This window comes from Streptomyces sp. CC228A, from assembly GCF_021390935.1.
Classification (GTDB): Bacteria; Actinomycetota; Actinomycetes; order Streptomycetales; family Streptomycetaceae; genus Streptomyces.
The window spans coordinates 458,879-479,476 of record NZ_JAJPUI010000005.1 but is presented as its reverse complement, the minus strand read 5'-3'; the positions used below and the strand labels follow the sequence as shown (position 1 = coordinate 479,476).

The following is a 20,598-nucleotide window of genomic DNA, read 5'->3' as shown; positions in this document are numbered from 1 at the left end:
CGAAGGAGAACCACGAGCAGTGCCAGCACCACGTAAGTACCCGGACGAACTCCGCGAGCGGGCCGTCCGCGAAGTCCGCACCACCGGCCGTCCGATCGCGCATGTCGCGAAGGACCTGGGCATCCACAAGGAGGCCCTGCGCGGCTGGGTCCGCCAGGCCGAGGCGGACAGCGGCAAACGCGACGACCGGCTGACCGCCGCAGAGCACGAGGAGCTGAAGCAACTTCGCAAGGAAGTAGCGGAGTTGAGGCGGGCGAACGAGATCCTCAAAGCGGCGAGTGCGCTTTTTGCCCGGGAGCTCGACCGTCCCCGGACGAGGCCGACCAGGTGATCGACAGCCTGAAAGAAGACGGCTTCGGGGTCGGGCCCGTATGCCGGGTGCTCGGCTGGTCCGAGTCCGCCTACTACGCCCGCAAGAAGCGGCCGAAGTCCGCGCGCCGGCTCCGTGACGAGCAGCTCATGCCACTGATCGAGCAGGTTCACTCCGAGTCCGGCGGCACCTATGGGGTTCGGCGGATCACCCGTGCGCTGCGGCGCGAGGGTGTGGTGGTGGCCCGCTGCACCGTCGAGCGGCTGATGGGCGAGCTGGGCCTGGAGGGCGTGATCCGCGGGCAGCGGCGGCGGACCACCGTGCCGGAGCCGTCGGCGCCCCGCCCGCCGGACCTGGTCGACCGGGATTTCACCGCCTCGCGGCCGGACCAGCTGTGGGTGGCGGACATGACGTATGTGCGCACCTGGTCCGGCTGGGCGTACGTGGCGTTCGTCCTGGACGTGTACTCGCGGATGATCGTCGGCTGGCAGGTCGCGAACCACATGCGGACTGAACTGCCGTTGGATGCCCTGGAGATGGCGTTGTGGAGGCGGAGGATCAAGAAGGGCTCCGGCCTCATTCATCACAGCGACCGCGGGTCGCAGTACGTATCCATTCGGTATACCGAGAGGCTGTCCGAGATCGGGGCTTCGGCCTCGGTCGGCTCGGTCGCGGACAGCTATGACAACGCGATGGCCGAGGCGTTGAACGGCACCTTCAAGGCCGAGCTGATCGAGATGCAGGGCCCTTGGCGGGACGTCGACCAGGTCGAGCGGGCGATCTTCCAGTGGGTCGCGTGGTACAACGAGGAACGGCTCCACTCAGCCCTCGACTACGTACCGCCCGCCGAGTACGAACGCGCCTGGCGTCGACAACAGGAAGCCACCCCGCAGTCCGCCTGAACAAGATCACCAGACTCTACGAAACTCGGGGCAGCTCAGGGCGCGTCCTGGCTGCTGGTCTGCCTGACGGGGCTCGGTGGCTACTTCGCGGTGAGGACCATCTATTACGCCTGGGCCTGGCTCACCAGGCCCCGCCCCTTCCGCGTCTGATCCCGCCCCCGGCCGGGCGCGGTGGTCGACGGGTCAAGGAAGCCCACCGCGACCGGCTCTCCCATCCCATCCAGGACTCAGGAGAGTTCACATGCGTACGTACGTCAGTCATCAGGAGGCGCGGGATGCCTTCGAATTCGCGGAACTGGCCTACGGGTTCGACAACCCGGAGCCCGACTTCCCTTCCCTCTTCAGGGGCGTCCCCGGGGAGTCGGCCGAGGAGCGGGCCGCGCGTCTGGACGTGGCGCGCCAGGTGCTCGTCGAGCTCCTGGCGGAGGCCGGGGACGACCCGGACGACGAGGTCGCCTGGCTCAACGCGCTTCACGCGGCGCAGCTTATGGACGTGGTGCCGCTGCGGCTCCGCGGATCCGGCGGACGGGCGAAGCCCACGCTGCGGAAGGCGGCGTGATGCAGGAGATCCTCCTTCCCGGAGGCGCGGAGGCCCTGGCCGTCGGTGGCGGGGTTCTCTTCGCCGGGTGGTGCGCCACGCGTGGCCTGCGCCGGTTCCGCCGTCGGGGGCAGCGGGCCACGCCTGCGGTGCGCGTCGCCGCCGTCGCCGCGGTGGCCTGCACCGCTTACAGCGCGGACACGAGCTGGCGCTTCGCGGCCCACTACCTGGACATGGGGAGCACGGCCGAGCGCGCGGCCATGTTCGGAGCCGCCGAACTCGCGCTGTTCGCCACCGCGCTCCTGGCGCGGCAGAACCTCAACGGTCCGCAGGGTGCCCCCGGCGTCGCGGGCGCGCTGGTGTGGGTGATCACCGGGGTCCAGATCATCCCCGCGTACGCCGAATCCGGGCTCGTGGGTGGCACGGTCAGGGCCTTCGTGGGTCCCGTCATGGCGGCGCTCCTCTGGCATCAGGCCATGGGGATCGAGCTGCGGCACCACAAGCCGGGAACCGTGTCGCGGGGGCTCGCGGCCGTTGTCGGCCGGGAGGTACGAGAGCGGCTCCTGTCCCGTCTCGGCATTGCCGAGCGGGACCGCGACGCGGCACAGATCACCCGGGACCGGGCGACCGTACGAGCCGTAGCCATGGCCGCTCGTCTTGCGGAGATGAGCCAGGAGCAGCGCAGCAGCCGGACCGGCCGACGGATCGCGCGACAACTCTCGGTACAGGTCGCCCGCGCTTCGGTCGGTACGGACCCTGGCCAACGCCGGAAACTACTCGACCAGTTGGCCGCCCGTCGGCATGCCGTGTCCCTGGCGACCGTAGACCTCACTTCGCCCTGGGACATGGACGCACCGGATCCCGCCGCGTCGGCGCTCGCCGCTCAGGCGCGCGATCAGATGCGGCAGGCGACGACGAACGTCCGGCAAGGCGGATACCCGAAGGTTCTCTTCGCTGATATCGCTCCAGCTCAGGCGGTGAACACGGGGAACGAGCAGGGCTGTTCACCTGAACAGGACGACGCGGCCGACGCCGCTCACCCGGCCGCTCCCAAGCTCAGCACCGAGGCCGCGCAGGCGGTCATCGAGGACGGCTGGGCCAAGGGTCTCACCGTCCGCGAGACCGCCAAGCAGGCCACCAGGGCGCCCAGCTACGTCCACAGCGTCTTCGTACGGCTCGACGAACAGCGCGGTCCGCGGCCGACCTCGGGACAACTCGCCTTGGTGAACGGCCGTGATCGGCCGGTGGACGAGACCCCCGACGCGGCTCAGTCCCGATCCTGACGCCGCCCTCATCGCATCGGGCCCGGCCCTCCCGGCCGAATCAGCGGCCGGGCCCGCCCCCTCCCATCTGGAAGGACGTGGAAGTGCCGTACGAGAAGGACGATCCGGACCACGAGCGGAGCCTCTTCGAGAGGCTTGAGCAGGAGATGGGCGACCCGTCGGACGACGGGAAGGTGTTGGACTTCTCCAAGCGGCGGCCTGGCGGCGCGGGCCCCGGTGCGCCGACCGCCGGCCCGGACGACAACCCCTCTGACCCCGTACGCGTAGACCAGCCCGGCGTCCCCTCCGGGCCCGGCCTCACGGACCGTGCGCAGGGTGCCAAGCGACGCCCGGTGATCCCCGCGTGGGCGCGGTCCCGACGCGAGTTCACCTCCGCGGCCAAGGGCGTGGCCACCTACACGTGGCACGTGGCCTCGTACCACGCGGTGCGGACGCCGTGGTACGCCATCCGCCTCACTGCGCAGTCCCCGCGGGGAGCGGCGCGCTTCGTCGGCGGGACGCTCAGGTGGACGAGGGACGCGGAAGGAGACCCGCTGCGGAAGGACGCCGCCGACCGGGCGGACGTGGAGGACTACCTGCGGCTGTCCCGGCAGCGGGACCGCCGGGTCCGCTGGCGGGCGGCCGTCGCCATGGCCTCCGCCCTGGTGGGGACCACGGGCGCCCTGGCGCTCTACGTGCTTGCTCCTTCGTGGCTGTTGAATCTGGCCGGCGCCGCCGGAATTCTGGCGCTGGGCTGGCTGGGACAGCCCGCGGACGCCCCGGTCATCCGCAGGTCTGTGGAGATCCCGAAGGCCACGAAGCTCACCAGTGACATCGTGCTGCGGGCGCTCGGCTCGCTCGGCATCCAGGCGATCAGCCAGGCACAGGCCAAGGGCGGGGACGGCTTCACCTTCACCGCGCCCATCACCCGCGACGGCCCCGGATGGCTCGCGGAGGGGGACCTTCCGTACGGCGTCACCGCGATCGATGTGGCCGACCGCCGCATCAGGCTCGCCTCTGGCCTGCGCCGCCCGCTCGGCTGTGTATGGCCGGAGGCCGTACCGGACGAGCACACCGGACGCCTCCGGCTCTGGGTGGGCGACCAGGACATGTCACAGGCCAAACAGGAGCCGTGGCCGCTCGCCAAGTCGGGCAGCGTCGACCTGTTCAAGCCCGTGGCCTGGGGCACGGACCAGCGGGGCCGTTGGATCGGCGTGACACTCATGTTCATCGCGGGCGTCATCGGCGCCATCCCGCGCATGGGCAAGACCTACCTCCTCCGGCTGCTCCTCCTGATCGCCGCGCTCGACCCGCGCGCCGAGTTGCACACGTACGACCTGAAGGGCACCGGCGACCTGGACCCGGTCGGTGACCGGGTGTCCCACCGGCACCGGGCCGGCGAGGAGGACCCGGACATCGAGTACGCCATCGCGGACATGCGGGAGCTGCGGGACGAGCTGCGGCGCCGCGCGGGCGTGATCCGTGGGCTTCCCCGGGACGTGTGCCCGGAGTCGAAGGTCACGACCGATCTTGCGTCCAAGCGTTCCTTGGGGCTCCACCCGATCGTCGTCGGTGTGGACGAGTGCCAGGTGTGGTTCGAGCACCCCAAGTACGGCGCCGAGTTCAAGGAGATCTGCACCGACCTCGTGAAGCGGGGCCCGGCCACCGGCATCGTGCTGCTCCTGGCGACCCAGCGGCCGGACAAGGACAGCATCCCGACCTCGATCAGCGCCAACGCCTCCGCCCGCTGGTGCCTCAAAGTCATGGGCCAGGTCGAGAACGACATGGTGCTGGGCACCGGGGCGTACAAGCGGGGCGTCCGGGCGACGATGTTCGCCTGGGGCGACAAGGGCATCTGCTACTTCCTTGGTGAGGGAGCGGACGCCCGGATCGTCCGGTCGGCCGAGATCGACGCGGTGAACGCGGACGTGATCGCCCTGCGGGCCCGTGCCCTGCGCGAGCGCGCCGGGACCCTGTCCGGCCACGCCGTGGGCGAGCGGCCGACGGCCGAGGCCTCCGCGTCGTACGACCTCCTTGCCGACATCGCCGCCGTGCTCCCGGCCGACAGGCCGAAGCACTGGAACGAAGCGGTCGTCGCGCTGCTCTCGGAGCTGCGCCCGGACGTGTACGGCGGCTGGAGCGGCGAGCAGCTCACCGCGGCGCTCAAGCCGTTCGGCGTCCGCACCGGCCAGGTGTGGGGCGTCACCGAGGACGGCAAGGGCGCCAACCGGCGCGGCATCAAGCGCACCGACATCCTCAAGGCGCTCGCGGACCGTGACGGTCGGGCCGACGCGGCATAGCCGTGACGGGCCCTCGGCCTAGCGCCCGCCCCCGCTAGGTCTAGCACTCGCGCTAGCGACCTATCTGCGCTCTGACCTGCGCACTAGTGCCTAGCAGCACGGATCGACCCAGCCCACCGAACCCGCCCTGAGAGGGGTCTCGATGCCTTCCTGGCTCGACGCTATGCCCATCCTGCTCCTCGCCACTCTCGGTTACGTCGCGCTCTGCTCCGCCAGCCCCTTCGGCACCTGCCGGTCCTGCAAGGGGTGGGGCGCGAAGGTCCGCATAGGCCGCTCCGGGCAGCTCAAGCGGGGCCGCGAGTGCCGCCGCTGCGGCGGCCACGGCCAGCGGATCCGTCTCGGACGCCGCCTTTACAACGCCACCTCACGCCTTCGCCGCGAAGGCACACGCTGACCGACCTTGGGGGTACCACCGTGTCGTTCTCCATCTCCGCGCTCCTGCTCTTCGGCCTCCTCCTGGCCATGCTCATCCGCTCGAAGGCCGTCGGCGCCGGTTCCGCGATCGTCGCCGCGCTCTTCGGCTTCTACCTGGCCCGCACCCCGGCCGCGTCCGCCATCGACCAGGTCATGGCCGCCGTCGGCAACGCGCTCCCGAGCGTCGGCTGAGCCGGGGGACCCCATGACCGACGTCAGGCAGGAAACGGCCGTCTGCATCGGCCTTCTCCTCCTCATCGGAGGAGTGCTCATCGGCCGTGAACTGATCGGCCTGTGGCCGACCTTCACGGTCTCGACCGCCGCCGTCGTGGCCCACTTCGCGACCCCGATCGCGGCCCGGGAAGTCGCCGTCCGCCGCTACGCCCGCCACCTCCGCCGCCACCTCTGACGACCCCCGGTGCGGCCCACCTCGAATGACCGGGGCTGGGCCGTGCGGAGGGTCGGCCAGCCAAGTCCGGCCCGTCACCAACACGGAGGATCACATGTCCAAGACCACCATCGCGTGGTTCGACAGCCTCACCGACGGCGTCCACGCCCTGGGCGCCGCCGCCCGCGAGTTCCGCGCCGCCCACGAGGGCGCCCGGCTCGCCTCCTGGACCGTCGACCGGACCCGCGTCCAGGACGTCCACGGCGAAGTCCTGCTGCCCGACGTGCACCGCCTCGTTCAGCCCCACGACCAGGCCATCTGGCGGATCTACGACCTCTGCTCGGCCCACGAGCGGCGCGTCAAGGAGCTGTACGAAGACACCGCGCGGGCCTACGCCTACGGCACGGCCGGTGCCGTGCTCGCCGTACTGGACGGCAAGCGTCCCCCGTACGTCGAGCTGCACCGTTCCGGGCTCGTTGGGCGAGCCGTCCCCGGCGGACGGCTTCCCGACCTGGAGCAGCAGCTCAGCCGGTGGAACGGGTCCCGGCACTTGAGCGCGCTGCGGCAGGCCGTCCTCGACCGGGAGTACGCGGCCGACGTGGCCGAGCAGTACGCCGACCACGACGGCGACCTGGCGGACCACCAGGCCAGCGAGGTGACGCAGGCGAGCGAGTACGCCGCCGGGATCGCGAACGCCCTCTACGCCTACGGAGAGGCCGCCGAGAGCGCCCTGCACTTCGCGCTCATCGCCGCCAAGGGGCCCGGGGAGCAGCGGTGACCACGGACCCGAGCACCGCCTACTCCAGTGCGCCCAGCACCATTTCCGAGATCTCCTGGGTAGCTGGCGCCGCGATCAGCCGCGCCCTGTACGAGGAGCGGGAGTTCTGGCTCCGTAAGGCCGCGCTCCTGGACCGCATCGCCCTTCAGGAGGTCGCCACGTACGCCCCGGAGGGCGCGGCCAAGGCCGTGGACGCGGCGAACGAGGCCGCCCAGCGGTTCGTCCGGTACGACGCCACGCGCTCCGGTCCCGGCCGCAGGGGCCTGGACCTGGTGACCGACGCGGACTGCCGCGACTACGTCCGCGAGCAGTACCGCGAGTGGAGCCTCACCCGGCTCCGCTGACTTCGCCCGGGGCAGCGGTCGACGGGTCAAGGTACGCCCGCTGCCCCGGTTCCTCCCCATCCCATCCACGGAATCAGGAGGTGCCTCCAGCATGCACCAGAACGCCGTCTGCCATGCAGCCGGTGTCACGCCGCCCCTCGTACGCACCAGCGAGGGTGCCCCGTGACCCGCGAGTTCGACAACACCACCACCCCGCCGTCCCCCGCCGACGACGCGACCGCGCCGCCCCACGACCTGGACGCGGAGATGGCCACCCTCGGCGCCATGCTCCTGTCCCGTGACGCGATCAGCGCCGTGAACGGCATCGTGGCCGCCGAGGACTACTACCGGCCCGCCCACACGACCATCCACGTCACGATCACGGCCATGCACGAGGCAGGTCTGCCCGTCGACCCGATCACGGTCGGCGCCAGGCTTCGTGAGACGGGAGACCTTCAGCGGGTCGGCGGGAGCCCCTACCTCCACGCCCTCGTCCAGGCCACGCCGACCGCCGCGAACGGCACGTACTACGCAGAGATCGTCGTCGCCCTCGCCCAGAAGCGCCGACTCATCGAGACCGGCACCCGGCTGATCACCGAGAGCCGCCAGGGCGTCTCCGGCAGCGAGGACATCGCCGCCCAGGCCGCCGCGGAACTCGCGACGATCCGCTCGGCCGACCGCTGGCCGGACCCCGTCCCGCTCGGCACCCACGCCACACTCCCGCTGTTCCCGGTGCCGACCTTGTCGCCGTGGATGGCCGAACACGTCGATGCGGTCGCGGAGTTCACACAGACCCCGCCAGACCTGGCCGCCACGATGGCGCTCGCCGCGCTGTCGACGGCGGCGGGTGGCCGCGTCCACGTGGAGATCCGACCCGGCTGGCGCGAGCAGTCGAACCTGTACCTCGTCTGCGCCATGCCGCCGGCCTCCCGGAAGTCCGACGTCTTCGCCGCGATGACCGAGCCGGTGTACGAGGTCGAGCGCCGCCTCCAGGAGGAGGCGCGGCCCCGGATCATCGAGGCGGAGACGGCCAAGGACGCCGCCCTGGCGGAGGCCGAGGGCCTGATGGCGAAGGCCCGGAAGCCCGGTGACGGCGTCGACCGCGCCGCGATCGTGGCCGAGGCGTCGGCGGCCCGCCTCCTGGCCGAGGAGATCGCCGTACCGCCCCGCCCCCGCCTGACGGTGTCGGGCGACATCACGCCGGAGCCGCTCACGCAGCAGCTCGCCGTCCACCGCTGCCTGGCGGCGCTGTCCCCGGAAGGGGACCTCTTCGACATCATCGCGGGCCGCTACAGCGCCAAGCCGAACCTCGGCGTCTTCCTCCAAGCACACAAGGGCGAGCGGCTCCAGACGGACCGGATCACCCGCGAACAGCCGAGCGTAGACAAGCCCGCACTCACCATCGGCGTCACGCCGCAGCCCGCCGTCCTCCAGGATCTGGCGGGCGCGCACGGGGCCCGGGACCGCGGCCTGTTGGCCCGCTTCCTGTACGCGCTGCCCGCGTCGAACCTGGGCTACCGCAAGACGCGCACCACGCCGGTACCCGAGGCGGTCGCCCAGCGCTACAACGGCAGGCTGACCCACCTCGTACGCACCCTCTACGCCCTGCCCGAGCCGGTCACGATCCCGCTCACCGCGCAGGCGGACCGGGCAGTGGAAGCCCTCCAGGAGAACTTGGAGGTCTCCCTCCGCCCCGAGCAGCCGCTCTCCCACCTCCTGGACTGGGCGGGCAAGCTGGTCGGCCACACGGCGCGGATCGCACTGCTGCTCCACCTGGCCGACCGGATCCAGAGCGATGACTGGGGCAGGCCCGTCGAGAAGGAGACGCTCGACCGAGCAGCCGAGATCACCACGTACTACACACAGCACGCGCTGGCAGTCTTCGACCTCATCGGCTCCGACCCGGCCACCGAGGCGGCCCAGACCATCCTGAAGTGGCTCCGCCGTCCCAAGACGGACGGCACGTGGCGTACGACGATCAAGCGCCGCGACGCCGTCGCCGCCTCCCGCCGCTTCCGCACGGTCGCCCAGGTCGAACCCGCCCTGGCCCTGCTGGAGTCCCACGGCTACCTCCGCGCCGAGACCCCGCCCCGCACGGGCAGGGTCGGCCACCCGGCCACGGCCACGTACCACGTCCACCCCAGCCTCCGGGAGGACGGCGCCAATGCCCGCTAACCGTCAGCAGCGTCAGCACAATCCGCTGACCTGCACGAACACCGGTCAGCACACCGTCAGCACCCGTCAGCACCGTCAGCAGAACAGCCAGCACCCGCTAACACTGCTGACGCCCGCTGACACCGCTCAGCACACCGAAACTCCAGGTCAGGGGATTGTGCTGACGATGCTGACGACTGACGCCCCGCCTATCGGGAACGGGGGACGAGCGTGACGAGCCACAGCCCTCACAGCGCCACGGCGGTGGCCACGTTGCCGCACCTCTTCCGCCCGGCCGAGATTGCTGAAGCGCTCGGCTGCTCGGAGTGGTGGATCAAGGAGCAGGCGCGGCAGCGGCGCATCCCCTTCACGAGGCTCGGCGGTGCCTACCGCTTCACGGTTGAGCACGTCTCGGAGATAGTCCGCCTCTTCGAGGAGCGCCCGACCCGGAGCGTCAACGCCCGCGATGCCGTTCCCGCGCAGCGCACGCGCCGTCACCGTAACGCCGAGCCGACGGCCCGCCTGGTGGCGCGTCCGGCCCGGCGTCTGAGCACCGTCCACCAGTCGGTCACCGCGCCCTGAGCCGCGCGCCTATATAAGGGGAGGAGAAGCGGTGGGATACGCCGAGAAGCGCAGCACCTACTACCGCGGGCGCTACAAGATCGCGCCCGGCAAGTACGGCACGGTCAAGGACGACCAGGGCCGGACGATCAAGTTCAAGGGCAAGCGGGAAGCCGAGCAGGCGGCCGACGCGGAAGAGGCCAAGGTCAGGGAGGGCACCCGGAGGGACCCGTCCCTCGGGGCGGAGACCTTCGGCGAGTACGTGAACCGGTGGTTCGAGGACATCGAACTCGCCGACACCACGATGCAGAACTACCGACGGGAGATCGAGGTACACCTCCTTCCGGAGTTCGGGGAGCGTCCGCTGAACCTGATCCAGTCGCGGGACGTGACCGCGTGGGAGCGGAAGCTGAAGGCGGTCGGCTACGCGAAGGAGAGCGTCAAGACCTACCGGGCCAGGCTCCACCTCGTCCTGGCGGACGCCGTGGACGAGGGGCTGATTCCGTCCAATCCGGCGGCCCGGCGGCGGGGGCGCGGCAAGCGGGCCGGGCGGTCCGGCCACCGGGGCCCGGAGAAAGTGATCACGTCGCCGCTCGGGATCCTGCTGATCGCGGAGCGACTGGCCGTGCTGTCAGGGCGGGACGACGAGTTCGTGGCCACCGTTCTCAAGGGGTACTCCGGGATGCGCTTCGGAGAGGTCGTCGGACTGGAGAGGAGGTTCGTGCGGCACCGGGCCGTACGCGTTGAGTGGCAGCTTGTGGAGCTCGACAGCGGCGAACTGGTTCGCTGTCCCCCGAAGGACGACAGCTACCGGACGCTCGACATCCCGGAGTGGCTCCACGTCCTGGTCCACGACCACATCGCGCGGACCAGGCCCCGGCCGTGCCCTTGCCACGGACACACCTATGTCTTCAGCAGCTTCGGCACGGTGCGCCGATGGGGCGGGAACGGGCAGCCCACGGTGAGGGACGTCGCCAAACTCGCAGGCGTCAGCAAGGGGACGGTGTCCAACGTCCTGAACCACCCTGAGGTCGTGGCGGAGGAGACCCGCCTCCGCGTCACCGAAGCGATGGCGGAGCTGGATTATCTGCGGGGGCGGACGCCCGAGGAGACGGCGGCGCACTGGCGGCGGAAGGGATTCGGATCGCGGCTCTTCCATCCGGCCGTGACCGGGCAGTACGAGAAGGTGGGTGCCCGGCCGCGCCGGCCGGTGCCGGTGGTGGCGGAGCCCTGGATGCCCGGAACTCTCGTCCAGGGGCGGGGCGCCTCCGCCCGCGCCACCGCCTGCTGGGTGCCGATCGCCCCGGGCCTCACGCCCCACGGGCTGCGCCACTCACACCGGACGCACATGGAGGATCTCGGGACGCCCAAGGTCCTCATGGACGAGCGCATGGGACACATGGACGGCTCGGTCTCGGCCCGGTACGCGCACGTGACCGACGAGATGCGGATCCGACTGATGGCGGGGCTGACGCGCAGATGGGAAGCCTCGCTGGACGCCCGTCTCGCGATGTGCCCGCGGTCGTCGGTGGCCGTGCTCGACGCCCTGCTCCGGGCCCGCGCAGCCGGGGTTTTCTCCCAGAATTCTCCCAACGAGGGTGCCGAAGGAGGTTCAGATCCCCTCTGACCTGGGGATATAAGAACCCGGGTTGAGGTGAGCGCATCCCTGATAAGGATGAGGCCACAGGTTCAAATCCTGTTAGCCCCACAGCATCGAAGGCCCCGGTCAGGAAGACCGGGGCCTTCGGCGTTTCGGGCGGGGCGGTCGTACGGCTGTCCGGGCTAGGTCACCGATTGATATCGGTCGGTGTGTATAGTCGGGCGCCATAAGGTCCCCTACGTCAATGAAAGACGAGGTCGCGCGGTGAAGAAGCTTCTCCTGGTCGCACTGGCCGCCATCGGCGGACTCCTCGTGTACCGCCAGATCCAGGCCGACCGCGCCGAGCAGGACCTGTGGACGGAGGCCACCGACTCCGTGACCACAGGTTCGTGAGACGCGCGCAGTTCGCGAAGGGCCCCGGCCGCCGATGAGCGGCCGGGGCCCTTGCCGTTGCGGGCGGTGAGCAGGGGAACAATCGGGTCCTTTCGGGTGCCCGCGCAGACAGCGGCGGGACGGGCGGGGCAGGATGGTGCCGCCTGACGAGACGACGAGGGGATGCACGTGGAGAGGCGTGGCGGGGGCCAGGCGACCGGCCCGCAGGCGGTGGCCGACCGGTGCCGCCGCGGTGCTGCCGGGACGGCAGGTGCCGACGGACGGGGCGGGGCCGCGGGTTCCGGCGCGGCGGCGGTGGGCGGCGCGTGCGGCGCGCGTCCGCGGCGGGCCTGGCGCTGGGCGTCCTGGCGGGTGCGCTGTCGGTCGGGGCGGTCGGGGCGGTCGGGGCGGTCGCGGCGGGGCCCGCGCGGGCGGCCTCCCCGGAGGCCGGCTCCCCTACCGGTACACCTTCGACGACGGCGCCAGCCCCGTGCGGGGCGCCGCCACCACCGGGGACGCGCCCCGGCTCGACGAGGGGACCGTCTACCGTGACTCCCTCGCGAAGAGCGGCAAGCGGATCTACCGGGTGGACCTCGACGCGGCTTCGCACGCGTACGTGTCCGCTGTCGCCGTGCCGCGCACGGGCGGCAAGGTGGCCTTCACGGACGCGGTGACGGTGTCGCTGCAGGACGAGAACGCCAGGGACTGCAACAGCAGCAGGTCCAGCTTCGGGTCCGCGGACTTCCCCCGCCCGCTCGCGGTCTACGCCCACCGCACGCTCGGCCCGGACACGTCGACGTGCCGCCAGGCGGGCTCGTACTACGTCGTCGTCGAGCGGCAGACCCAGGAGACCTCCTCGGCCGACGACTGGGACCTGGAGCTCCGCTTCACGACCGAGCCGACCCTCAAGGAGGGCGGGCCCGCCGCGGCGCCCTCCACCTGGCCGAGCGCCTCTCCCGGTGTGCCGTCCGGCGGTCCGCGCGAACGGCGGGGCGGCAGCGGGGTCTCCGACGCGCCCGGCCTGTCCGACGGCGAGTGGGCCGACCGGATCGAGCCGGGCCAGAGCCGCTTCTACCGGATCCCGGTCGACTGGGGCCAGCAGCTCTTCCTCAGTGCCCACCTGAGCAGCTCCACCGGCGACGGATTCGTGAGCGACGCGGTCTCCCTGTCGCTCTACAACCCGGCGCTCGGACTCGTCGACAGCGTGAACGCGGCGGCGTACGACGGCAAGCAGAAGACGTACGCCTTCGACCCGCTGCCTCCCGTGGCGTACGGGAACCGCTTCAGCTCCGACTCCGCGGCCCGCCACATGCGCTTCGCCGGCTGGTACTACGTGCGGGTCGCCCTGAACCCGAGCGTCGGCGAGAAGTTCGGGAAGAAGCCGTACGGACTGACGCTGCGGGTCCAGGTGGAGGGGGAGGCCGGACCGGAGCCCGGGTACGCCGGGCCCGCGGGGATCTTCACAGTGACCGAGGACGACCAACGGGCCGCCGCCGAGGGGCGCAGCGGCGCGTCGGCCGAGCAGTCCGGCGGCACGATGCGCCTGGTCGCCGTGGCCGGGATCGCCACCGGGACCGCGCTGCTGGCCGGCCTCGGGATCTGGACGCTCGCGGCCCGGAGGCGGGCGGCGCGTAGGGCCCGCCGGGCGTCGTGCCGAACGCGGGAGCTGCGGTGGGGCAGCGGTGCGGGGCGTGCCGGGCGCGTGCCGGGCGCGGGTCGGGGCCCTCAGCCTTGTAGGAGCGCCCAGAAGCCGACGGCGAGGCAGGCCAGGGCCAGCAGCAGCACCGGGACCGCCACGGCTCGGGGCGGGCCGGGTGGCCGCGCGGGCGCGGCAGGTGAGGGGGCCGCGGCACGTGCCGTGGGTGCGGTGGCCGTCACCTGCGAGGGCAGCGGCACGGTGGGTGAGGTCCGGTTCGGTGTATGCGGTTCGGACCGCGCCGGGTAGGGCGCCTGCGCGGGGCCTTCCGCGTGGGGGTGCAGGGGCGGGGGCTGGGGCTGCCCGTAGGGCCGGAGGGGCGGGTGCTGCTGCGCGTGCTGTGCGTACGGCTGCGGCGGGTGGTGCCGTTCGCCCGCGGCGGGGGCTGCGCCGAGGCGGCCGGTGCGGGCGCGTGAGGCGGCCGGTGGGTGTGTGCGGTCGCGGTGGGGCCGTCCATCGGGGCACCCGAGGCCGGTGGAGTGGCCTGGGTCGGTGAGGGCACGTGGCTCTGCGGGGTCGCCTGGGCCTGCGGGGTTGCGGGGTGCTGCGGGGTCGCGTGGGCCTGCTCGTCGGCGTGGGCCTGCGGGGCTGTCTGGGCCTGCTGGTGTGTGTGGGGCGGCAGGGCGAGGGGCGCGGGCGGGGATTGCGGGGGCTCGGCTGCCTGCGGGGGCGGAGGTGCCAGATGGAAGCTGCCCGTCTCCGACGGGGACGGGAGGGGGGCGGGGCCCTCGGGCCCGTACCCGGGAGGGAGGGGGCCGAGCTGGTCGAAGACCTCGACCGGCTCCTCCTCGGCCGCCTCCTCGGGCAGCATCTCGACCGCCGACGCCAGCGCCTTGCGCGCCCCCGTCGCCGTACGGAACCGGGCGTCCGGATCCGGCTGCAGGAGGCCCGCCAGCACCTGCCACAGCGGCTCCGGAACGCCTTCCGGCGCCCCCGGCGTCCCGTGGTTCCGGAAGTACTCCACGAGCGCGTCCGCGTCCGGCTTCTGCCCCTGGAGCAGGAACAGCGCGACGAGCCCGACCGCGAAGAGGTCCGACGGGAAGTCCGGGTCCGCGCCCCAGAGTTGCTCGGGCGCGAAGTAACCGGGCGTGCCCACGACGAAGTTGGTCTCCGTCAGGCGCGGCTCGCCCTTGCGCATGGAGATGCCGAAGTCCGACAGCCTCAGGTGCGGGCGTCCCGTACCCGTGGCTTCCAGCAGGATGTTGGCGGGCTTGATGTCGCGGTGGACGACTCCTTCTGCGTGCACGGCGGCCAGCCCGGACAGCAGCTGGTCCAGCAGGGTGCAGACGAAGCGCGGCGGCAGCGGCCCGTAGTCACCGATCACGTGCGCCAGGGAGCCGCCGGCGACCAGGTCCATCGTGAACAGGACCTTGTCGTCGTCCGCCGCCCAGCTCGCGGGGGCCAGCACGTGCGGGTGGTCGATGCGCAGGGCCTGCTCGCGCACGAAGCGCAGCAACGTGTGCGCGTCGCTCTGCTGGAGCACCTTGGCGGCCACGTACCGCTTGCGGCGCTGGTCCCATGCGCGCCACACGGCGCCCACCCCCCCGCGCCCGATCGGGTCGATCAGCTCGTACCGACCCGCGAAGACCTCACCCATCGCGCTGCGTCCGCTCCCGCTCTCCGCGTGCTCTGCCGTGCCGTCCGGTCCGCCGTCAGCCCTGGTGCGCCTCGTAGTGGGCGACCGCGTCGGCGGTGCGCCCGGCGCCGTACACCCGGAGGAACTCTGCCAGTTCGGGGTGGGTGCGGGCGAGCGTGTCGGCGGCGTCGATGATGTCCCCGGCCGCGGCGACCGACCGCAGCAGGGACTGGATCTCGCGGACGACTCGGCGCACGGTGGGCGCCCCCGTGCTGTTGCTGGTCTGGCTGGAGGCGGTGAGGACCGAGCCGCCCTGTGACTTCTTGATCTCGTCCATGCGCTCGGTGGCCTCCGCCGCGCTGACACTGCCGTCGGCGACCTGGCTCGCCAGCTCCTGGAGGGCCTGGACGCGCTGGACGACAGCCGGGTTGCCGATCTTTGCGCGCTGGCCGCTCATCAGCTGGGAGAGCATCGGGGCGGACAGTCCCAGCACGGCCGCGAGCCGCGCCTGGTTGAGGCCGAGGTCGTCGATAAGCCGTCGGAAGAGCGCCCCCAACGGCTCCCCGTACCAACTGCGCTGGAGCTCTCTGGCTCTCGCGGTGGCATCCTGCTGTGCTGCTGCGTCCATGTGCGTCTCCCCATCGCGCGGCGGTTCGCTGCTGCGAACCTCGCGGAGCATCTTACGGAGCGTGGTCGCGCAGGGGGAGTCCCCATACCTTTTGCGGGACACCCCTGGATACCCGGTATTCTGGTCTGCGACCACCCGCGGGGCGGGTGGCGCGGGGCCTTAGCTCAGTTGGTAGAGCGCTGTCTTTGCATGGCAGATGTCAGGGGTTCGACTCCCCTAGGCTCCACCGCGAGAACCTCGGCTGACCTGTGGATACGTGGTCAGACGGGGTTCTTCTGCGTAGGAGGGGAAGGCGGCCGGCGCGGGCCCGCGCCGCGCCTGCGCGCCCCGAGGTGCGGGGGGTACGCCGTGGTACGGACGTGACCGGACGGTCCGCTCGCCGCGGCTGCGGGTCCGTCCGGCGGGCGACAGGGCTCGGCAGGGCCCCAGGCGCGGAGTCCGAACGGGCCCGTGCGGGGCGCGGCGCGGTAGCCCGTGCAGCCCGGACCGGGGCCGGGCGCGGAAGCCGAAGCGGCCCGCACCGGGGCGTGGCGCGCAGGGCGGCGGCCCGCCCAGGCATGGCGCGGGCCGCTCGGCCGGCAGCCGATGTCGCGAACGCGATTCGCTCAGGCGGCTGCGGCGCAGGTCGGCCGCCGACTTCGAAGGGCGGTTCCCGCCGTGGGGGCGGTGCCGCGCGTCCAGGTGGCCGGAGGAAGCCCAGGGTCCGGGGCGTCCGGTGAACACTTGGTCCTGACAGGTGATGCCGAGGAGACGGGTGCGATCAGTGGCAGCAGTGAACAGGCCGGCCGGCCCCGGGCCCGGAGAGCCCGCGGACCCGGCAGTGCCCGCGGGTGAGGGTGCGATGGCCGGTCTCTTCTGGGTCGACGGGAACGGGTGCCTGCTCGGCGCCCCGCCGCTCAAGGACGGCACCGGCGTGCGTCTGTCGGACGAGGGACTGGAGGTCTTCGGCACGGAGACCGGTGCCTGGAGCTGGGAGCAGGTGGAGCGCGTGACCGTCGCCGATGCCCCGGTCAGGTCGGCTCTCCGGCGGGGGCTGAGTACGGCGTTCAGCTTCGCGGCGACCGCGGCCGGCTTCGGCGGTCCCGAGGAGCCGCCGCTGATGACGGTACGGGTCACGCTGCCCGAAGGGGAGCGCGCGTACGAGGTGCCCTCGGCCGCGTGGCCGGCGTACACGGAACGGGAGGTGGCGCTGTCGCACCGGCTGATGGACCGCTTCACCGCGGGTGCGGCGCGCCCGTCGCTGCTCACCGGCTGGTGGCGTGCCTCCGACTGCCCCGTCGCGCTGCGGCCCGGGGAACGGGAGGCGCTGCTGGAGGAACTGCTGGAGCGCTGGGCCGGGCGGTGACGCGGTCGGTGACGCGGGCGGGGTCGGCGCAACGGCCCCGCCCGCCCGTGCGGCCGACCGTGCGTCCTGCGTCGGCTTCTGTCCGCTTGCGCCCGCGCTTGCGCTGTCCTGCGTCGGCCTGTGTCCGCTTGCGCCCGCGCCCGTGCGTCCTGCGTCGGCCTCCGGGGGTCTCGGCCTGCCCTCCGCCGGGCTGACGCAGGCTCTCCTGGCGGGCCCTCAGAACCCCGCGCTCCGGCTGTCCGCGCGGCCCGGCCCGCGGCCGTGGGCGCGAGGAGGGGCCGAACGGGTGGTGTTCATCTGAAGATCTGCGCGCTGACGGCGGTGCTGCCCCCGTTTTCGACGTGCGGACACATCATGAGGAAGGTATGCAGATCGCCCAATCCGATGTGTCCGACGTGATGGGAAAGCGAGGAGTTCATGGCCGCCGTCATGGTCAAGCAGTTCCGCACCGCAATCGTCTCTCTCCTGCGGGCGCTCCTCGCCCTGTTCGGGCTCCGGCCCTCCCCCGCGGCGGGCGGTCGGACCGCAGTGGCGGCCGCGCCGGCGCGCCCGGCCGTTCCCGCGCAGCGCGCGGTGCAGACGGGCGGTGCGGCGGGCCGGGACTGCGGCGCCGTACGGGCCGGGGCCCTGCCGCCCACGATGAAGCAGCGCATCCGCGCCGAGGCGCACGGGGCCTCCCCGGCGGTGCGGCGGTCGCCGGCCGACCCGGTGGCCGCGCTCTCGTCTCCTGCGGTGCTCACCGCGTGCGCCGCGGCTCCGGCCGCGCCCGCGGGCTCTCCCGCTGCTGCCGTGTCGTCCGCTCGGTCCGGCGCCGCGGAGGCCCGCGCCGCGCAGACCCGCCCGGTGCACGGCGTCCCCGCTCCCGCCGTCGCGGGCGCCGCCGCGCCCCTGTCCGGTGGCGCGGCGGCGCTGTAGCGGGGCGCTGTCAGCCGCGGCGGCCGCTGTCGTCGCCGTTCTCCGCGGCGCCCGGCTCGGCTTCCTGGCCCGACGAGGACGAGCCGCTCCCGTCCACGGAGGCGAGCGGGGAGCGCTCGGCGACCTCCGTCGGCTCCGGGGTTCGACCAGCCAGTCCGGGGCGGACTGCTTCTCCCACCACTTCCAGGCGGCCACGGCCCCGCCGAAGACCAGGCCCGCCACGGCGACGCCCTTCGCGGTGCGCTTGGCCTTCGCGCGCCGCTCGTGCTTCCTGACCAGCTTCCTGAGTTCCTTCGCCGTCACCTGTCCGCGCAGCGCGGCGAGGGCGGCGGCGGAGCGGGCCACGGCCTCGTCGCGCAGCGGCCCGGCGGCGGCCACCGCCTGCTCCATCCGCGGAGCGGCGTAGTCCGCGGCCTGGCGGGCCGCCCTGCGGGTCTGGTGTACGGCGCGATGTGCGGCATCGTCGAGTTTCGGGGGTACATGCGGTGCGACGAGGACCGCGTACTGGGCGCGGGCCTGGCGACCGGCCTGGTGGGCGGCCTTCGAGACCTTGGGCGCCATCTTGACGCGTGCCTCGTGCGCGTAGAGCGCGGCCTGCTCACGGGCCGCGCCGGCGTAGGGCGCCACCACGTCCGCGGCGTGCAGCACGCTCTCCTTCGCCGTACCGGTCGCGGCGCGCACGCCGTCCATACGGGTCACGGGATCCTCCTCCTCAGTGGCGGGCTCCTCGGTGGCGAGGTCGGGCGATTCTTCGCCTTTCCACCCTTTTCGAAATCATGCCTCCCGGTCCGTGGGTCGGCATGCGGGGCGGGCATCCGGGGCATCTGACCCACCGGACGTGCGAGGATCGGTGGGTCAGACAAGACCCAAGGAAGGCACACCGTGGCCGAGCAGCTTTACGCCACCCTGAAGACCAACCACGGCGACATCGAGATCCGGCTCTTCCCGGACCACGCGCCGACGACGGTCAAGAACTTCGTGGAGCTCGCCAAGGGCGAGCGCGAGTGGACGCACCCGGCGACGGGTCAGCGCACGACCGACCCGCTGTACAACGGCACGGTCTTCCACCGTGTCATCAGCGGCTTCATGATCCAGGGCGGTGACCCCCTGGGCAACGGCACGGGCGGCCCGGGCTACGAGTTCAAGGACGAGTTCCACCCGGACCTCGCCTTCACGAGGCCGTACCTGCTGGCCATGGCCAACGCCGGCCCGGGCACCAACGGCTCGCAGTTCTTCATCACCGTCGCGCCGACGAGCTGGCTGACCGGCAAGCACACCATCTTCGGTGAGGTCGCCACCGAGGCGGGCAGGAAGGTCGTGGACTCCATCGCGACCACCCAGACCAACCCGCGCACGGACCGCCCGGTGCAGGATGTGGTCATCGAGTCCGTGGTGGTCGAGACCCGCCAGGGCTGAGTCCGCAGGGCCCGGGTCTCCCCCCGGGAACCTTTTCGCCCCGCCCGTCCGTAAGGAAGGGCGGGGCGTTGGCACGTACCACGACGAGGGGATCCCCATGGAGCAGGACCAGGCGCCGAACGGGTTGTCGAGCTGCTACCGCCACCCCGGGGTGGAGACCGGTATCCGCTGCACCCGCTGCGAGCGGCCCATCTGCCCGGACTGCATGGTCGAGGCGTCTGTGGGGTTCCAGTGCCCGGAGTGCGTGCGCGGCGGCTCGGGGACGGGGCACGCGCGGGACGCGAGCCGCCCGAGGAACCTCGTGGGCGGCGCCGTCACGGCCGGGGACCCGCACCTCGTCACCAAGATCCTCATCGGGATCAACCTGGTGGTCTTCCTCGCCGGCTGGGTCGTCGACGGGTTCGTGGACCGGCTGACGCTGGTCGGCTATGCGTTCGACCCGGGTCTCGGCCGGGTGGTCGGCGTCGCCGACGGCGAGTGGTACCGCCTGGTGACGTCGATGTTCCTGCACGAGGCGCCCTGGCACATCGGCCTGAACATGCTGCTCGTGTGGGTGCTGGGCAGTCCGCTGGAGGCCGCTTTCGGCCGGGCCCGCTATCTGGCGCTCTACCTGCTGTCCGGGCTCGCGGGCAGTGCGCTGACCTACCTGCTCGCCGCGCCGAACGCGGGCGCGCTGGGCGCCTCGGGGGCCGGTTTCGGACTGATGGGCGCGACCTTCGTGGTGATGCGCCGACTGAACCACGACCTGCGACCGGTGCTGGCGCTGATCGGTCTGAACGTGCTGGTGACCATCGTCTTCCGCGACTCGATCGCCTGGGAAGCGCACCTCGGCGGCCTCGTCGCCGGGGCGGTCGTCGCCTTCGGCCTGGTGCGCGCGCCCCGCAGCGGACGCTCCGCCGTGCAGGCGGCCGTGTGTGCGCTGGTGCTGCTGGCGTCAGTGGCGATCATCGTTCTGCGGACTGCCGCGCTCACCTGAGCGTCAGCTATCCCCAACGTGAGCGAAGTTGTCCACAGTAGGTGACAAACCCGCCGCGTTCTGTCCGGAACGGCTCTGCCCCGCGCCGCTGACCTGCGGCGATGCCCGTTCCTTGGGGTGAGGGAGACGCCCGGCGGAACCCCC

General features: G+C 72.3%; 20 protein-coding genes, 2 tRNA genes and 1 pseudogene. 20 read left to right on the top strand and 3 right to left on the bottom strand.

Annotation, left to right across the window (positions count from 1 at the left end; translation table 11 throughout):
• Nucleotides 1-19 precede the first annotated feature (19 nt).
• From L6E17_RS17655 to L6E17_RS17585, 15 genes are all read left to right on the top strand, one after another.
• Nucleotides 20-1,212, top strand: a protein-coding gene (locus tag L6E17_RS17655; RefSeq protein WP_374109074.1) for an IS3 family transposase whose coding sequence is annotated in 2 segments (ribosomal slippage) — nucleotides 20-284 and nucleotides 284-1,212 — 1,194 coding nt in all. Because the reading frame shifts where the segments join, the coding sequence is not laid out codon by codon here.
• 241 nt (nucleotides 1,213-1,453) lie between these two features.
• Entirely contained in the window at nucleotides 1,454-1,771 is a 318-nt protein-coding gene (locus L6E17_RS17650; protein ID WP_236241696.1) for a hypothetical protein, read from the top strand.
• Between the two features lie 128 nt (nucleotides 1,772-1,899).
• Nucleotides 1,900-3,033, top strand: coding sequence for a hypothetical protein (locus L6E17_RS31530; protein WP_374109073.1), 1,134 nt, complete (start codon nucleotides 1,900-1,902; stop codon nucleotides 3,031-3,033).
• Nucleotides 3,034-3,179: 146 nt separating this feature from the next.
• Nucleotides 3,180-5,312 (top strand): cell division protein FtsK, encoded by a 2,133-nt coding sequence (locus L6E17_RS17640; protein ID WP_236241744.1) that lies wholly within the window; start codon nucleotides 3,180-3,182, stop codon nucleotides 5,310-5,312.
• Nucleotides 5,313-5,454: 142 nt separating this feature from the next.
• Nucleotides 5,455-5,706 (top strand): hypothetical protein, encoded by a 252-nt coding sequence (locus tag L6E17_RS17635; protein ID WP_236241695.1) that lies wholly within the window; start codon nucleotides 5,455-5,457, stop codon nucleotides 5,704-5,706.
• Between the two features lie 20 nt (nucleotides 5,707-5,726).
• Nucleotides 5,727-5,918, top strand: coding sequence for a hypothetical protein (locus L6E17_RS17630; protein WP_236241694.1), 192 nt, complete (start codon nucleotides 5,727-5,729; stop codon nucleotides 5,916-5,918).
• Nucleotides 5,919-5,931: 13 nt separating this feature from the next.
• The gene (locus L6E17_RS17625; protein WP_236241693.1) at nucleotides 5,932-6,135 is read left to right on the top strand and encodes a hypothetical protein; all 204 of its coding nucleotides are present in this window, start codon (nucleotides 5,932-5,934) and stop codon (nucleotides 6,133-6,135) included.
• Nucleotides 6,136-6,229: 94 nt separating this feature from the next.
• Nucleotides 6,230-6,892: a hypothetical protein gene (locus L6E17_RS17620; protein WP_236241692.1), complete on the top strand. Its 663-nt coding sequence runs from the start codon at nucleotides 6,230-6,232 to the stop codon at nucleotides 6,890-6,892.
• Nucleotides 6,889-7,236: a hypothetical protein gene (locus L6E17_RS17615; protein ID WP_236241691.1), complete on the top strand. Its 348-nt coding sequence runs from the start codon at nucleotides 6,889-6,891 to the stop codon at nucleotides 7,234-7,236. The genes L6E17_RS17620 and L6E17_RS17615 overlap by 4 nt, the downstream gene beginning before the upstream one ends.
• A gap of 162 nt (nucleotides 7,237-7,398) precedes the next feature.
• Nucleotides 7,399-9,390, top strand: coding sequence for a DUF3987 domain-containing protein (locus L6E17_RS17610; RefSeq protein ID WP_236241690.1), 1,992 nt, complete (start codon nucleotides 7,399-7,401; stop codon nucleotides 9,388-9,390).
• 210 nt (nucleotides 9,391-9,600) lie between these two features.
• Nucleotides 9,601-9,951: a helix-turn-helix domain-containing protein gene (locus L6E17_RS17605; protein WP_236241689.1), complete on the top strand. Its 351-nt coding sequence runs from the start codon at nucleotides 9,601-9,603 to the stop codon at nucleotides 9,949-9,951.
• A 31-nt stretch (nucleotides 9,952-9,982) separates the two neighbouring features.
• Nucleotides 9,983-11,557: a LacI family DNA-binding transcriptional regulator gene (locus L6E17_RS17600; RefSeq protein WP_236241688.1), complete on the top strand. Its 1,575-nt coding sequence runs from the start codon at nucleotides 9,983-9,985 to the stop codon at nucleotides 11,555-11,557.
• A gap of 3 nt (nucleotides 11,558-11,560) precedes the next feature.
• Nucleotides 11,561-11,638, top strand: a tRNA-Ile gene (locus L6E17_RS17595).
• A gap of 156 nt (nucleotides 11,639-11,794) precedes the next feature.
• Nucleotides 11,795-11,923 carry a DLW-39 family protein gene (locus tag L6E17_RS17590; protein ID WP_217649982.1) on the top strand — a complete coding sequence of 43 codons (129 nt, stop codon included), beginning with the start codon at nucleotides 11,795-11,797 and terminating at the stop codon, nucleotides 11,921-11,923.
• Between the two features lie 469 nt (nucleotides 11,924-12,392).
• On the top strand, nucleotides 12,393-13,847 hold the full coding sequence (locus L6E17_RS17585) for a hypothetical protein (protein WP_236241687.1): 1,455 nt from the start codon (nucleotides 12,393-12,395) through the stop codon (nucleotides 13,845-13,847).
• Here L6E17_RS17585 and L6E17_RS17580 read toward each other — a convergent pair.
• Nucleotides 13,777-15,195 carry a serine/threonine-protein kinase gene (locus L6E17_RS17580; protein ID WP_236241686.1) on the bottom strand — a complete coding sequence of 473 codons (1,419 nt, stop codon included), beginning with the start codon at nucleotides 15,193-15,195 and terminating at the stop codon, nucleotides 13,777-13,779. The two genes, L6E17_RS17585 and L6E17_RS17580, sit on opposite strands and share 71 nt — an antisense overlap.
• Before the next feature lie 55 nt (nucleotides 15,196-15,250).
• Nucleotides 15,251-15,802, bottom strand: coding sequence for a DNA-binding protein (locus tag L6E17_RS17575; RefSeq protein ID WP_236241685.1), 552 nt, complete (start codon nucleotides 15,800-15,802; stop codon nucleotides 15,251-15,253).
• A 153-nt stretch (nucleotides 15,803-15,955) separates the two neighbouring features.
• Here L6E17_RS17575 and L6E17_RS17570 point away from each other — a divergent pair.
• The 3 genes from L6E17_RS17570 (at nucleotide 15,956) to L6E17_RS17560 (ending at nucleotide 18,062) form a co-directional block, all read left to right on the top strand.
• Nucleotides 15,956-16,028: transfer RNA gene (locus L6E17_RS17570), tRNA-Ala, on the top strand.
• A 615-nt stretch (nucleotides 16,029-16,643) separates the two neighbouring features.
• Nucleotides 16,644-17,147 (top strand): hypothetical protein, encoded by a 504-nt coding sequence (locus L6E17_RS17565; protein ID WP_236241684.1) that lies wholly within the window; start codon nucleotides 16,644-16,646, stop codon nucleotides 17,145-17,147.
• Nucleotides 17,148-17,564: 417 nt separating this feature from the next.
• Nucleotides 17,565-18,062 (top strand): DUF6344 domain-containing protein, encoded by a 498-nt coding sequence (locus L6E17_RS17560; RefSeq protein WP_236241683.1) that lies wholly within the window; start codon nucleotides 17,565-17,567, stop codon nucleotides 18,060-18,062.
• Between the two features lie 10 nt (nucleotides 18,063-18,072).
• Here L6E17_RS17560 and L6E17_RS17555 read toward each other — a convergent pair.
• A pseudogene (locus L6E17_RS17555) lies at nucleotides 18,073-18,761 on the bottom strand (DUF5324 family protein).
• Between the two features lie 183 nt (nucleotides 18,762-18,944).
• Here L6E17_RS17555 and L6E17_RS17550 point away from each other — a divergent pair.
• Together L6E17_RS17550 and L6E17_RS17545 are read left to right on the top strand one after the other, a co-directional pair.
• Complete coding sequence (locus L6E17_RS17550) at nucleotides 18,945-19,478, top strand: peptidylprolyl isomerase (RefSeq protein WP_236241682.1); 534 nt, start codon at nucleotides 18,945-18,947, stop codon at nucleotides 19,476-19,478.
• A 97-nt stretch (nucleotides 19,479-19,575) separates the two neighbouring features.
• Complete coding sequence (locus L6E17_RS17545) at nucleotides 19,576-20,454, top strand: rhomboid family intramembrane serine protease (RefSeq protein WP_236241681.1); 879 nt, start codon at nucleotides 19,576-19,578, stop codon at nucleotides 20,452-20,454.
• The last annotated feature ends 144 nt before the right edge of the window (nucleotides 20,455-20,598 follow it).

Excerpts from the sequence above, each read along its gene's own strand:
- L6E17_RS17565 (WP_236241684.1), top strand. The coding sequence starts at position 16,644 with ATGGCCGGTCTCTTCTGGGTCGACGGGAACGGGTGCCTGCTCGGCGCC.
- L6E17_RS17580 (WP_236241686.1), bottom strand. The coding sequence starts at position 15,195 with ATGGGTGAGGTCTTCGCGGGTCGGTACGAGCTGATCGACCCGATCGGG.
- L6E17_RS17650 (WP_236241696.1), top strand. The coding sequence starts at position 1,454 with ATGCGTACGTACGTCAGTCATCAGGAGGCGCGGGATGCCTTCGAATTC.
- L6E17_RS17620 (WP_236241692.1), top strand. The coding sequence starts at position 6,230 with ATGTCCAAGACCACCATCGCGTGGTTCGACAGCCTCACCGACGGCGTC.
- L6E17_RS17560 (WP_236241683.1), top strand. The coding sequence starts at position 17,565 with ATGGCCGCCGTCATGGTCAAGCAGTTCCGCACCGCAATCGTCTCTCTC.
- L6E17_RS17575 (WP_236241685.1), bottom strand. The coding sequence starts at position 15,802 with ATGGACGCAGCAGCACAGCAGGATGCCACCGCGAGAGCCAGAGAGCTC.
- L6E17_RS17625 (WP_236241693.1), top strand. The coding sequence starts at position 5,932 with ATGACCGACGTCAGGCAGGAAACGGCCGTCTGCATCGGCCTTCTCCTC.
- L6E17_RS17545 (WP_236241681.1), top strand. The coding sequence starts at position 19,576 with ATGGAGCAGGACCAGGCGCCGAACGGGTTGTCGAGCTGCTACCGCCAC.
- L6E17_RS17635 (WP_236241695.1), top strand. The coding sequence starts at position 5,455 with ATGCCTTCCTGGCTCGACGCTATGCCCATCCTGCTCCTCGCCACTCTC.
- L6E17_RS17640 (WP_236241744.1), top strand. The coding sequence starts at position 3,180 with ATGGGCGACCCGTCGGACGACGGGAAGGTGTTGGACTTCTCCAAGCGG.